We start from the raw sequence: 13,594 nt of genomic DNA, 5'->3' as shown, positions 1-13,594 counted from the left end.
CGGCCGAGCCGTCCGCCCGGTGCCGCTGACAGGCGACGCCTACCTTCCCTGTGGAGTCGGCGAGCCCACGCTCGCTGTACGCGACCGCCAGATATCCCTTGAGCGCGAAGTTCAGGAGCATCCCCGGATACGATTTCCATCCCGTCGGCGCCGAGTTGGACGTCGGCATCGGCTCCGGGGATCCTGGTCGTGGTGAAGGCCCCTGCTCCCCGTAGTTCCTCGAACTTTGCCACGGTCGTCGGTGGGAGATTCCTGAAGTCGCCGCTCTCGAGGTTCTCGAGAGCGGCGATCTCCGCGTCGAGCAGTGTTCTGTCGTTGGGCGCGAAATCGAACGCGTTCGTGGTCTTGGCAGTCGTGGTCACTTGGATGATCCTCTTCTGGGCATGGGAAAAGGAGTCTGCCGGCGAACCTCGCCAACGGACGCGCGATCGTCCGCGGCCGTGACGAGGTGAGATCAGGATATCGGATCCGTGGTGCGGAAGTCTCCCGGTGCACGGGTTCGGAGCCTAGAGGTGTACGCGATCGTCAGGGGTGAGGTGAGTACTTTGTCCGCGCGCCGTACGGCAAGATGGTGTTGACCCGCACGCGGCTGCTGGTTACGAGCGAAGCCCTGCAGCCAGGACAGCGCGAGTACGAACAGCGCCAGCACGGCCCACGGCGGCGAGCCACCGCCAGAGGCCCGCGGGCGAGCGGAAGCCGATGGCGAAGGCCACGCCGAACACCAGCGCCGTCGAGACGAGATTGCGAACACGCTCGCCACGACGTGTCCCACGATCAGTGCGCCGCCGTTGACGTCCATCGAGCGGAACCGGTCGATGACTCCGGTGGTAAGTCGGATCAGTGCCGCATGACCGTATTCTCCCGCAATGGGGTTGCTATTCTCCCACAATAGGGTTGCTAATAGGGTTGCTGGGGCAGTGGGTTTCCGGCCCCGCCTGTTCGGCCTTCCGGCAGGAGCGTCAGCGAGGAGAACGCGTGCCCGTGACCAAACGTGTGCCTGTGACCAGCGGCGGGACGGGGTCGGCCGGAGCAACGGGGTCGGCCGGAACACCGGACGGAGTCGTCCGCCCGGACGGGACCAACCGCGCGGACGGCGGGACCATTCTCGTGCTGACGCTGGGGTATCTCATGGTCGCGGCGATGCTGGTGGTCGTTGTGACCGACGTGTCCGCCGTCTACCTCGCTCGTCGGTCGGTGGCCTCGGCCGCCGACGGCGCCGCGCTGGCCGCTGCCCAGCGCATCGACGAGAACGCGATCTACACCGCCACCGACGCCTTCGAGCGCCTGCCCCTCGCCGACATCGCCACGACCGTCGATCAGTACCAGCGCCGGGCCGATCCGAGTGGCCGCACGACCCTCACCTCCACCCTCGTCGACGCGACGACGGTGGAGGTGGAGGGCACGCGTGTGGTCGACCTTCCGGTCGTCGGCTCCCTCGGGGTGGGTCCGGTCACGGTACGTGCCGGAGCGCAGGCACAGTCGGTGGTCCGCCAGCCCGCTGCACCATGACGCCGGCCGGCGCCGGAACGCCGAACCGCGCCGGTTGCGTGCGCGTCACCCGTTGGCTTTCCTCCGACCCCTGATGCAACCAGGTCGAGGTGGCGTCCATGAGATCGTCGAGACCGTGGCCGGTGCGGCGCTCGGCCAGATCCGACACGTCCCGGACCAGCCGGGCCACCCATTCGGCCGGCCGCCCGGCGGACAGCGCCACCGCCTGAGCGGCGTGCTGGGCTGCCTCGTCGCGATCCGGGACCTCCCGGGCCAGTGCGGCCCGGGCCTGCGCCATCCGCACCGAGACCACCATGCCCGTCTGGCCGCTGCCGGTGATCAACGTCGAGGCGCGTTCCAGGTGAGGCGTGGCCTCGTCGGCTGCGCCGACGGTGGTCAGGGCCTCGGCGCAGGCCAAGGCCAGATCCGCCGGGGAGTAAGTGTCGAGCGAGAAACCCGGCGAGCCGTGGGCGGTGTCGTCGAGCCGTTCCATCGTCTGCCAGGCTCTGGCGACGGCGTCCCGGACGCCTGCCCGGTCGCCGGTCGCCGCACAGGCGCTGGTGACGACCTTCCCGGCGATGAGGGCCCGGGTGGAGCTGTGCCCCGCGATCCGCGCCGCCGCCCCGGCGATCTGCAGGGACACCGCCGGGCTGTGTGGGCGGACCACCCGGGCGCGCAGGGCCAGGGCGCGGGCGGCGAGTGGCCCGTCCCCGGCCGCCCGGGCGAGCGCCGCGGCCCGGTCGGCCCGCGCAGCGGCGTCGGAGTGTTTGCCGCGGTCGTAGGCGGTGGCAGCCGCCACCGTCGTGACCGCCGCGTGCAGCCGCATCCACTCCAGCGCTGGCCGGCCGCGCAGCCGGTGTTCCCGGGGCACGGTCTGTGTCGTGCGCTCTAACGAGACCAGGGCGGACGTGGTAGTGATCAGATCAGACGTCTCGTAGGCCCTGACCGTCGCGGTCAGGGCTGCCATGCAGGCTTCGTGCAGGCCGGACGCGTCGCCGCGCAGACTCACGGAGCCCACCGCCGCGAGGCCGGTGGCAACCAGGACAGAGCGTCGGTCTGCGACCTTCGAGACCTCCGACACGATGGGACCCTCCGTGCTCCTGCGGGAATGATCGCGGCCTTCCGCTGGCACGCGACAGGGCGGTGAGTCGCCGCCGCTAACGGCGTGATCCGATCGCTCGGACGACAGATCCGGTTATTCACGGCGGCCTTCCTCCTCTTCCCGTGGTAGTGGTCGGTTTCCCGTGGTAGGGGTCGGTCCTTGAGTCTTGTCTTCGTCCTGTCCCGGCGACATCGACCGGTGCACACGCGCGCACCGGTCGATGTCGCCGAGCTCTCCGCATCCGAGCTCTCCGTGGCCGACCCCCATATGGTCGCGGGGCCGCACTGTCCCGACGAAACCCGGCGTTCACGTATTCGTGCGCGAAGCGCCGCCTTCGAAGGTATCGTTCGGGGGCCGCGGACGCGTCGAGTTGTGCGAACTCGGCGATGTGGTACGTGTCTCTTCAGGAATTGGCATCGGTTGTTGTCGGAGGTTGTCATCGGACGGCTGAACCGGCTGACCGCCCGGGGCCGCTGTAACGATTGTCTGCAGTGCGGGCGTCGGTCGGCCGAAATGCTCGTGGCATCCCGCGAATGTTTCTCCTCGTGTCGTCGAGCCATTGCATGTTTCGCCACGATGATGTTTCCTGGTCGAGACGTCGTCGGGATGCTGTCGGGAGGTCGCCGGGGCTCGGCACGACGCCGATGCGAACTCGGCCGGCTCCCGTCCGGGCGGACAAGATCCGTTGTGGCGGTGGCCCCCGGGCGCCGCCGGTAAGGTGAACAGCATGGCCGTCGACCTGTCCGAGGAGATCAAACAGCTGGATGCCACGTTGACCGGCATCGAGACGGTTCTCGACGTGGAGGGGTTGCGCCGTCGCGCCGAGGATCTGGAGCGTCAGGCCGCGGACCCCGACCTCTGGTCCGATCAGGACCGGGCCCAGGCTGTCACCCGCCGGTTGTCGTCGACGCGCGGGGACATCGCCAGGGTGGAGGGGCTGCGTCGCCGTCTCGACGACATCGCCGCCGCCGCGGACCTCGGCGATGAGGATCTGCTCGCCGAGGCCGCAGCCGATCTTCCCAGGCTGTCCAGTGACATCGCCGGTCTCGAGATTCGGACCCTGCTGTCCGGCGAGTACGACGAGCGGGACGCGATCGTGCAGCTCTCGGCCGGGGCCGGCGGGGTGGACGCGGCCGACTGGACGGCGATGTTGCTTCGGATGTACCTGCGGTGGGCCGAGCGGCACGGCTACGCCACGGAGGTCTTCGACACCTCCGAGGCTGAGGAGGCGGGTCTGAAGTCGGCAACTTTCCAGGTCAAGGCGCCCTATGCGTACGGGACGCTGCGCAGTGAGCACGGGGTGCACCGGCTCGTCCGGATTTCGCCGTTCGACAACCAGAACCGGCGGCAGACCTCCTTCGCCGGGGTCGAGGTCACCCCGGTCGTCGAGCTGTCCGACCACGTCGACATCGACGACAAGGATCTGCGTATCGATATTTTCCGTTCGTCCGGTCCGGGTGGGCAGGGGGTCAACACCACCGACTCCGCGGTCCGCATCACGCATCTGCCCACGGGCATCGTGGTGACGTGTCAGAACGAGCGCAGCCAGCTCCAGAACAAGGCCGCCGCGATGATCGTGTTGCAGGCGAAGCTCCTGGAGCGGCGGCGGGCCGAGGAGGCGGCGGAGAAACAGCGCATCACCGGCGGGCCACAGGACGTCTCCTTCGGATCGCAGATCCGTAACTATGTCCTCCACCCATACCAGATGGTGAAGGATCTGCGTACCGACACCGAGACCTCGAACACCAGCGGTGTTCTCGACGGCGAGCTCGATGATTTCATCGACGCGGAGATCCGGTGGCGGCGGTCGGTCGAGAACCAGGCGTGAGAGGGTTCTTCGGAGCTTTTGTCGACGCCTGGGATGTGTCTGGTTCCGGACTGGGCGGGCAAGCCTCGCCGCACCGTCCGGGCGCTCGTGGCCCGGCGAGACGATGAGCGCCCGGCGCTCCGGTTCCGGAGTTCCGGGGGTTCGGGGGTTCGGGGGTCTGGAGATCCCCCGTTTCCGGGACGGCATCCAAATGTCGCCTGCCTCTCGGGGAACGGACGGTGAAAAGACAAAGATCCGGCCGTGGTGGGAACGTCGGTGTGACGTAGGCCCGGCCGGCGGCTCGGCTCGGCGTCGGGGAAGGACTCACCGGATCTCCTGACGCCATTGGCATGCCGGGTATACACGTGTAGAGTTCCGGGTAGTTCGCGGACCGTTCGATTTTTTAGTTTCGGTGTCTTGATCTGGTCCGCCTACTGCTTCACCCGATGGGATGTACGCCCGTGTCACCTGGTCGTTCACAATTGCGAACCGCTGTCGCGGAGGGAGTGCGGTCTGTGTCCCTGCACACGAATGCACGCATGTATATGTGTGGAAATAACGGTGCAAATCCGGGCAAGATGGCCAGTCTCGTCGGTACGGGAACGCCGTGACCTCCCTGGCGCCTGCGGCGTCCGGCGCCGCAGGCGGCGTGTTCGACGGTGCGCCCACGATGCCCCTGCCCGTCCTTATGTACCACGGCGTCGGTGATTCGGTGAGTGCGGACTTCCGACGCTGGGAGGTCCCTCCCGGTGCCTTCGCAGAGCAGCTCGAGGCCCTCGTCGAAAGCGGCTACCACCTCACCGGTCTCACTGACGCGCTGGCGCATCCCACCCGCCGCCAGGTGGTGATTACCTTTGAGAACGGCTTCGAGGACTTCGTCACCACCGCGGTGCCCGCTCTGCGGGCGATCGGGGCCAGCGCCACCCTGTATGTGCCGACCGCCTTCGTCGGCCGGCGCGCCACCTGGCTGGATGGCTACACCGAGCGCAACCTCCCCCTGTTGGACTGGTCCGACCTCGCCGCGCTCGCCGGGGAGGGCATCGAGCTTGGCTCGCACGGTCACCGTCATCTGGAGCTCGACGTGGTGCCGACCGCTCTGGCGCGGTACGATGTCACCGCCAGCCGGCGGCTGATCGAGGAGAGAACCGGCCGGCGTCCGGACAGCTTCTGCTACCCCTTCGGTTATCACTGTGCGGCGGTGCGCCATGTCGTCGCGGCCGCCGGGTTCGAATCAGCCTGTGAGGTCGGATACCGCATTCATCAACCGACGCTGTCCCGGTTCGCCATCAGCCGATTGATCGTCAATCGGGCCGCTGGGGCGGCCGACATCCTTCGGCTCGTTTCCCAGGGGCATCGCGACGCCCTGCTCAGCGTCCGGCGAGGACTGCAGTCGGGGTGGCGGGCATATCGAGCGGCGCGCTGGCGGCTCGGCCGAGGCGCCTGACGACGGGGGCGCGGGAAACTGGAGTCCGGGGCCCGGCGGTTGCCGCGTGCTCTCTCACACGACCGCGAGCCGATAGCCCCGCTTGATGACGGTCTCGACCGCGCAGCCGGCTGGTCCCAGCGCGGTGCGTAACCGGGCGACGGTCATCTCGACCGCGTGTTCGTCGGTCAGCCCGGCCGTGCCCGTCCGGCGCAGCAGCTCGGCTCGGGACAGCACCCGGCCGGGACGCTCGGTCAGCGCGTCGAGGACTGCCGCGGTCCTGGGTGCGAGCATCACCGGCTCGCCGTTGACGATCACTGCCGCGCCCTGGACCCGCAGCACGTGCCCCGCGGCCTCGACGGTCCGCACCCGGCGACGCGGGAGCTCGTCGGACAGCGTGCGCACGAGTGCTCCGAGCCGGAACCGGTCCGGGGTCACCGTCGCCACGCCCTGCCGTTCGAGGGGGGCGGCACAGACCGGACCCACGCACGCGGGCAGCACCTCGCCACGCAGCGCGGTCAACAGTTCGTCGAACTGTCCCATCTCCCGGGCGATCCGTAGCAGGCTCACCACGGCGGGCGCGCTGGTGAAGGTGACCGCGGAGACCCCGCCGGTGACGATGAGTTCGACCATCCGGCGGACCGGCCGCAGATCGTCCGGCGGTTCCCACCGGTACACCGGTATCTCGACGACCTCGGCACCCGCCGCGCGCAGTCCCTCGACCATGTCTGGCAATGGCTCGCCGTGTAGCTGCACCGCGATGCGCAGCCCGGCCAGGTTCTCCGTGAGCAGATGGGCGACGAGCTCGGCGCCGGATTCCGAGCGGGGCGACCAGCACTCGGTCAGCCCCGCGGCCCGGACGGCGCCGGTGACCTTCGGCCCGCGGGTGAACAGCCGGGCGCCGTCCAGCCGGTCGCGCAGCCGCTCGCCGAGCCCCCAGCCCTCGGCGGCCTCCACCCAGCCGCGGAAGCCGATTGCCGTCGTGGCGATCACCGCGTCCAGCGGCCGGGTGAGGCACTCCCGGGTCGCGGCGAGCAGCAGGCTGTCGTCGGCGAGCGGCACTATGCGCAGGGCCGGGGCATGGACCACCCGGGCTCCGCGCCGTTCGAGGAGGTTCGCGAGCTCGTCGCGGCGACGCGCGGCCGTGACCCCGACGGTGAAGCCGAGCAGCGGTGGCAGCACGGCGCTGACGGCCGGCTCCCTCGATGTCGCCGACGCCGGGAACGTCCCGGGTGCGCTGGTGGTTTCGGGCGGGCTGGTGGTTTCGGGTGTTCCGGCGGTCCCGGGTGCGCCGGACCGGTCGCCAGCGTCGGGCCGCCCGGGACTACGGATTGTCACAAGGCAACCTCCTGGCCTGGGGTCCCGCGCCGATCCCCCGGTCACCGCAGGATCGGCCACGGCCATGTCCACGCGCTTGCCGGTGTGCAACGCCGGTGTTAACCGGCACCGTTGCGTATTCACGACGTCCGCATCGAGCGTTCGTCGGGCATCTCACATCCCGTCGTGTCGTGGAGTGCATGCCTTGTAGCCGGACCGACCTGACTTCGAGTCGGCGTTGACATCCTGGGTTCGTACGGTTCTGGTCGTAGCGGGTGGCCGTTCGGACCGGCACCCATCGGTTCGGACGTGCGGGTGGTGCGCGGATGTCTTCTCGATCACTGGTGGTCGTCGGCCACGGCATGGTGGGGCATCGGTTGTTGGCGGCGCTGCGGGACCGCGACGTCGAGGGGCGATGGGATGTCACGGTCCTCGCCGAGGAACCTCGGCCCGCCTATGACCGGGTAGGGCCTCTCGGCGTACTTCACCGGGGCGACCGCGGAGGACCTCAGCCTCGTCGAGGACGGATTCCTTGAGCACCCCCGGCTGCGAGTGCGTCTCGGTGAACCGGTCGTCGCCGTCGATCGGGCTGCCCGGACGGTGACCACCGGTGCCGGCCGCACCTACCGGTACGACGTGCTGGTGCTTGCGACCGGTTCCTACCCGTTCGTCCCGCCGGTACCCGGCCGGGAGGCCACCGGCTGCCACGTCTACCGCACGATCGAGGACCTGGATGCGATCTCCGCCTCGGCGCGCGGCAGCCGGACCGGGACCGGTGTGGTCGTCGGTGGCGGCCTGCTCGGCCTGGAGGCGGCGAACGCGCTGCGTAGCCTGGGGTTGGCCACCCACGTCGTCGAGTTCGCGCCCCGGCTGATGCCGGCCCAGGTCGACGAGGCCGGCGGGCAGACACTGCGAGCCCACATCACCGGGCTCGGGATCGGCGTCCACACCGACACGGCCACCGAGCGGATCGAGGCCGATGCCGACGGGTGGGTCGCCCGAATGGTCTTCGCCCGTCACCCCGAGGGGCTGGCCGGCCTCGACACCGACGTCGTCGTGTTCTCGGCGGGGATCCGCCCGCGGGACGCTCTGGCCCGCGAGTGCGGACTCGACGTCGGGGATCGCGGTGGCATCGTCGTCGACGAGGGCTGCCGCACCAGCGACGAGCACATCTACGCCGTCGGCGAGTGCGCCCTGGCGGCCGGACGGGTGTACGGGCTGGTCGCACCCGGATACGCGATGGCCGAGGTCGTCGCGGACCGTCTGCTTGGCGGCGGCGTGACCTTCACCGGTGCCGACATGTCGACCAAGATCAAGTTTCTCGGCGTCGATGTCGCGAGCTTCGGGGACGCCTTCGGGACGACTCCCGGTGCGCTGCCTATCACGTTCGCCGACCCGGTGGCCAAGGTCTACAAGAAGCTGGTGCTCTCCGACGACGCGCGTAGCGTCCTCGGTGGCATCCTCGTCGGCGATGCGGGGGAGTACGGAACGTTGCGGGCCATGGTCGGCTCCGCCGGGGTCGTGCCGGACGATCCCGCGCGGCTCATCCTGCCGGCCGGCGACGTCGCCGGGGCCGGCGGCTCCGGGGCCGGGGTGGCGCTCTCCGCCGGGGCGCAGATCTGCTCGTGCAACAATGTCACCCACGGTCAGATCTGCGCCGCGATCAGCGAGAATGGCCTTACCGACGTCGCTGGGATCAAGGGGTGCACCAACGCGGGCACGAGCTGTGGCAGCTGCGTGCCGATGCTCAGGACGATCCTCGGCCAGCAGCTCGCCGCTGCGGGCCTCGAAGTGTCGAAGGCGCTGTGCGAGCACTTCGACGTCAGCCGGGCCGAACTGTTCGAGATCGTCCGGGTGCGGGGGATCACGACGTTCTCGCAGCTGATCGCCGAGCACGGTCGGGGCCGGGGCTGCGAGGTCTGCCGGCCGGTGGTGGCCTCGATTCTTGCCTCCCTCTACAACGGGTACGTCCTAGTCGGCGAGCAGGCCGCCCTGCAGGACACCAACGACCACCTGCTCGCGAACATGCAGAAGGACGGCACGTACTCGGTCGTCCCCCGGCTGCCCGGCGGCGAGGTCACGCCCGAGACGCTCATCCTGATTGGCGAGGTGGCCCGGGACTTCAATCTCTATACGAAGATCACTGGCGGGCAGCGCATCGACCTCTTCGGCGCCCGGGCCGAGCAGCTGCCGAAGATCTGGAAGCGGCTGACCGACGCCGGACTCGAGTCCGGACACGCCTACGGCAAGGAGTTGCGGACGGTGAAGTCCTGCGTCGGGGAGACCTGGTGCCGCTACGGCGTACAGGACTCCACCACGTTGGCCGTCGACCTGGAGCTACGCTACCGCGGCCTGCGATCCCCTCACAAGATCAAAATGGCGGTCTCCGGCTGTGCCCGGGAATGCGCGGAGGCGCGGTCCAAGGACGTCGGGGTGATCGCCACCGAGCAGGGCTGGAACCTGTACCTGGGCGGCAACGGCGGTCATCGGCCCCGGCACGCGGAGCTGTTCGCCTCCGACCTCGACACCGAGACGCTCGTCCGCTACATCGACCGTTTTCTGATGTTCTATGTGCGCACCGCCGATCGCCTCCAGCGCACCGCGCCGTGGGTGGAGAGCCTCGACGGCGGCCTTGGGCATGTCCGTGAGGTCATCGTCGATGACTCGCTGGGCATCTGCGCCGAGCTTGACACGGCCATGGCTTACCACGTCGCGACCTATCAGGACGAGTGGAAGACGACGCTGGCCGATCCGGTGGCACTGCGCCGGTTCGCCTCGTTCGTCAACGCCCCCGAGGCGGCCGACCCCGACGTCATCCACGTCCTCGAACGCGGCCAGCCCCGGCCGGCCCGCCCGGCCGAGCGGGCGGCCCTCATCGCCGGTGCCACGCTACCCGTGGTGGCTGACCGTTTCCTTGCCTATCCAGGCTCCTTGCCTATCCAGAGGGACGAAACGGACACAAAAGCCTCTGGATAGGCAAGTAGGAGCATCACGGACGATTTGGAGGCCGCCATGATCTGGACCGACATCTGTGCCCTGGACGATCTGACTCCCGATCGCGGCGTGGCCGCGCTCGTCAACGGCGCCCAAGTAGCCATCTTCCGGCTGAGCGACGGTCCCGTGCTCGCCGTCGGCAACGCCGACCCGATCGGCCTGGCCAACGTGCTCTCCCGGGGTCTCGTCGGCTCCCGCGGAGACCGGGCCGTGGTCTTCTCGCCGTTGCACAAGCAGGCGTTCGACCTGGCGACGGGGGAGTGCCTTGATGCCGAGGGGGTGCGCATCCCCGTCTACCCGGTGCAGGTGCAGGACGGTCGGGTGCTGGTCGGCCCCGTCGCGGCGGCCCGGCCGGTCAGCTGAGGCGATCAGTCGGGCGATCAGCCGAAACGGTCGGCTACAGTGATCGGCCCCGAACGGGCTGGTCAGGCCGCACACTGGGAGAAAGCCGACGCGGGAGGGGACGAAGATGACCGGTGCGCAGACAGCCCCGGGCGGATGGGTGGCCCTTGTCGGTGGCGGTCCCGGGCGGGCGGATCTGATCACCGTACGCGGTCTACGGCTGCTCCAGGCTGCGGATGTCGTGGTGGTCGACCGGCTGGCTCCCCATGAACTGCTGGACGAGGTGCGACCCGGTACCGAGATCATCGATGCAGGCAAGGCGCCGCACGGTCACAACCTGACCCAGGACGAGATCAACGCGGTGGTCGTCGATCGGGGACTGCGCGGGTTCGGTGTCGTCCGGCTCAAGGGCGGCGATCCGTTCGTCTTCGGTCGTGGCGGCGAGGAGGCTCTGGCCTGCGCCGCGGCCGGCCTGCCCTGCGAGATCGTCCCCGGGGTGACGAGCGCCGTCGCGGTCCCCGCGCTCGCCGGGATCCCGGTGACCCACCGGGGCATCACCCAGGACGTGGCCGTCGTCAGCGGCCACATCGATCCTTCGCATCCCGGTTCCACTGCCGACTGGGACGCGCTCGCTACCGGTCCGGGCACGGTCGTCGTGCTGATGGGCGTCGGGGCACTCTTTGAGATCAGTCACGAGCTGGTGAAGCGGGGCCGCCGGCCGGAGACTCCGACCGCGGTGATCCACGCTGGCGGGACAGCCGATGAGACGATCATCATCGGGCCCCTGGTGGATATCGCCCAGCTTGCGGCCGAAGCCGCGATCAGTTCTCCCGCGGTCATCGTAATCGGAGATGTGGTTACGTTACGTGATCGCCTTGCAGGCGTGATAGGTACCGTCGGGGCGGTCCCAGCGTGGCCGGGCTCAAGAGACGTGACGGGCGGCGAGGACCGCCAGTAGCATCACGATCGCGATCAGCGCGACGATCACCTGCGGTGACATCTGGAAGAAGTTCTGGCGCAGATACTCGCGCGAGGCGCGGCAGGTGGGACACCGGCCTTCGACCACTAGTCCGGCGCAGCGCGCGCAGACGAGATCCTCGCTGCCCATGGCGCCTCCTTCCCACCCGTGACGGATGCCATGATCGGGCGATCGTCGCACTTCCCCGGGATGGGGACAACACCCGGACGTTCCGGATGGAGCACGACCGCTGGCGACGCGCACGATCGACTTCCACGTTACGCCCGCGCACGGTGGCGTGCCGCTCCGTCAAAGGTCGATCGGGCGGGCGGCGACCCGTCCGGGCTGTTCCCGGAGATTCCGGTCGGGCGTAACCTGCGGTCCCCGACCTTCGTCACGCCCTACCATGCGGCTACTGAAAGTCATAGGCGTGTGGGAAGGCGCAATGATTGTTTTGAGCTCCGTGAGCAAGCGGTACCCGAACGGCGACCGGCCGGCGCTGGTCGATGTCACCGCGGAGATCGGTGCCGGTGAGTTCGTCTTCCTCGTGGGTCCGTCCGGATCGGGTAAGACCACATTGCTGCGATTGCTGCTGCGGGAGGAACGAGCGACGTCCGGCCGGGTGCTGGTGGCTGGCCGTGACGTCGCGCGGATCCCGGACCGCGGGGTGCCCCAGTTGCGCCGGCTGGTCGGCTGTGTCTTCCAGGACTTTCGCCTGCTACCGAATCGGACCGTAACGGCGAACATCGCGTTCGCCCTCGACGTGGTCGGCCGTCCTCGGCATGTCGTGCGCAGCGTCGTGCCGGAGGCACTCGACCTGGTCGGCCTCGCGGAGAAGGCGGACCGGTATCCCGACGAACTCTCCGGAGGCGAACAGCAGCGGGTCGCGATCGCCCGGGCGTTCGTTGGCCGTCCTCGGATCCTGCTGGCCGACGAGCCGACCGGCAACCTCGATCCGAACACCAGCATCGAGATCGTGAACCTGCTCGACACTGTTCATCAGGCCGGCACCACCGTCGTGATGGCCACCCACAACGCGTCGCTCGTCAACGCGATGCGCCGCCGGGTGCTCGAGCTGAGCGACGGCGCGCTGATCCGGGACGAGGCTCGCGGGCGTTACAACCAGGATGATCTGGCGGTGCCGATGATTCCCCGGCCCCGGCCCAGGGTGCCGGCCGACCGGGTCCGCTGATGCGACCGGGTCTGCTGGCGTCGCTGCTGTGGACGGGCCTGCGCCGCAACCTGGCGATGACCTGTGCCATGATCATAACTGTCACGATCTGCCTGGCGTTGCTGGGGTCGGGCCTGCTCCTGCGGGCGCAGGTGCACACCATCGACGACTTCCTGCTCGACCAGATCGAGGTCGTCGTTGATCTCTCCGATGGCATCACCCCGGGCGAGCGGTCTGCCCTCGATGCCGAGATCGCGGCGGATCCACTGGTCGCCGACGTGCGGTACGAAAGCAAACAGCAGGTGTACGACCGTTTCCGCCGGGACTTCCGTGGATCGCCCGACGTCCTCGCCGGTGTCGGACCCGACGACCTGCCCGCGGCGCTACGACTCACGCTTACCGATCCGCGAGCGGCCCGCGACATCGTCGTCACCTACACCGGCCTCGACGGGGTGGAAGCTGTTCGCGACCAGCGCGGCCTGCTTGACCCGTTGTACCGGTTCCTCGACGCCTTCACCGCGGGCGCTTTCGCCCTCGCCGGCGTGCAGGCCCTGGCGTCCTTCGCCCTCATCTACACGATGATCCTGATCTCGGCGCACGCCCGGCGACGGGAGACTTCGATTATGAAGATGGTCGGTGCTTCCAACGGAACAATCCGGGCTCCGTTCGTCTTGGAAATCGCGGCGGTGGGGCTGGTTGGCGGGCTGCTCGCCACGGGCGTGCTTGCGTTGGCGAAGATCTACCTGGTGGACGGCCGGTTCGCGAAGCAGACGATGTTCCCCCTGTTCGGTTGGTCGGCGGTCTGGGAGACCGCGGCCGTCGTGCTGGGGGTCGGTGTGCTCGCCGCCGCCGTGATGGCTTCGGTGGCGCTCCGCCGTCATCTGCGGGTCTGAGGCGTCATCCGTCGCTCGGCCCCGGTTCGCTTCGATTCGAACTGGACATCATCCTCGATGAATACTTCCTTGAGATAATCTTCGGGTGACACCCAGGGC

At 69.0% G+C, this 13,594-nt stretch carries 11 protein-coding genes and 1 pseudogene; 8 read left to right on the top strand and 4 right to left on the bottom strand.

Features of this window, described 5'->3' with window-relative positions; genetic code table 11:
* Positions 1–981: 981 nt before the first annotated feature.
* Positions 982–1,509, top strand: a complete 528-nt coding sequence (locus AC08OX_RS08515) for a pilus assembly protein TadG-related protein (RefSeq protein WP_476607306.1) — start codon at positions 982–984, stop codon at positions 1,507–1,509.
* On the opposite strand, the gene AC08OX_RS08510 is transcribed toward AC08OX_RS08515, so the two are convergent.
* On the bottom strand, positions 1,451–2,569 hold the full coding sequence (locus AC08OX_RS08510; RefSeq protein WP_476607305.1) for a hypothetical protein: 1,119 nt from the start codon (positions 2,567–2,569) through the stop codon (positions 1,451–1,453). The genes AC08OX_RS08515 and AC08OX_RS08510 overlap by 59 nt on opposite strands.
* A 748-nt stretch (positions 2,570–3,317) precedes the next feature.
* On the opposite strand from AC08OX_RS08510, the gene prfB reads away from it, so the two are divergent.
* A complete protein-coding gene (gene prfB / locus AC08OX_RS08505) occupies positions 3,318–4,418 on the top strand; it encodes a peptide chain release factor 2 (RefSeq protein WP_476607304.1) in 1,101 nt (366 codons plus the stop codon).
* 586 nt (positions 4,419–5,004) lie between these two features.
* A complete protein-coding gene (locus tag AC08OX_RS08500; RefSeq protein ID WP_476607303.1) occupies positions 5,005–5,841 on the top strand; it encodes a polysaccharide deacetylase family protein in 837 nt (278 codons plus the stop codon).
* A 54-nt stretch (positions 5,842–5,895) separates the two neighbouring features.
* Here AC08OX_RS08500 and AC08OX_RS08495 read toward each other — a convergent pair whose 3' ends face one another.
* Positions 5,896–7,002, bottom strand: coding sequence for a uroporphyrinogen-III synthase (locus AC08OX_RS08495; protein ID WP_476607308.1), 1,107 nt, complete (start codon positions 7,000–7,002; stop codon positions 5,896–5,898).
* 473 nt (positions 7,003–7,475) lie between these two features.
* A complete protein-coding gene (locus AC08OX_RS08490) occupies positions 7,476–7,625 on the bottom strand; it encodes a hypothetical protein (protein ID WP_476607302.1) in 150 nt (49 codons plus the stop codon).
* A gap of 43 nt (positions 7,626–7,668) precedes the next feature.
* On the opposite strand from AC08OX_RS08490, the pseudogene nirB reads away from it, so the two are divergent.
* The 3 genes and pseudogenes from nirB to cobA form a co-directional block, all read left to right on the top strand.
* Positions 7,669–10,113, top strand: a pseudogene (gene nirB, locus AC08OX_RS08485) (nitrite reductase large subunit NirB); the annotation flags it as partial.
* Positions 10,114–10,149: 36 nt separating this feature from the next.
* Entirely contained in the window at positions 10,150–10,494 is a 345-nt protein-coding gene (gene nirD, locus AC08OX_RS08480) for a nitrite reductase small subunit NirD (RefSeq protein WP_011435248.1), read from the top strand.
* Positions 10,495–10,600: 106 nt separating this feature from the next.
* Positions 10,601–11,431, top strand: a complete 831-nt coding sequence (gene cobA, locus AC08OX_RS08475; RefSeq protein ID WP_476607301.1) for a uroporphyrinogen-III C-methyltransferase — start codon at positions 10,601–10,603, stop codon at positions 11,429–11,431.
* Here cobA and AC08OX_RS08470 read toward each other — a convergent pair.
* Entirely contained in the window at positions 11,396–11,581 is a 186-nt protein-coding gene (locus tag AC08OX_RS08470; RefSeq protein ID WP_023839929.1) for a hypothetical protein, read from the bottom strand. The genes cobA and AC08OX_RS08470 overlap by 36 nt on opposite strands.
* Positions 11,582–11,876: 295 nt before the next feature.
* On the opposite strand from AC08OX_RS08470, the gene ftsE reads away from it, so the two are divergent.
* Together ftsE and ftsX are read left to right on the top strand one after the other, a co-directional pair.
* Positions 11,877–12,623, top strand: coding sequence for a cell division ATP-binding protein FtsE (ftsE, locus tag AC08OX_RS08465; protein WP_476607307.1), 747 nt, complete (start codon positions 11,877–11,879; stop codon positions 12,621–12,623).
* On the top strand, positions 12,623–13,495 hold the full coding sequence (ftsX, locus tag AC08OX_RS08460; protein ID WP_476607300.1) for a permease-like cell division protein FtsX: 873 nt from the start codon (positions 12,623–12,625) through the stop codon (positions 13,493–13,495). Before ftsE ends, ftsX begins: the two co-directional genes overlap by 1 nt.
* Positions 13,496–13,594: the final 99 nt, after the last annotated feature.

It is taken from the genome of Frankia sp. CoBUL1, assembly GCF_978021245.1.
Note: the sequence above shows the minus strand (reverse complement) of the source record. Positions and strands in the feature narration are given on the sequence as shown.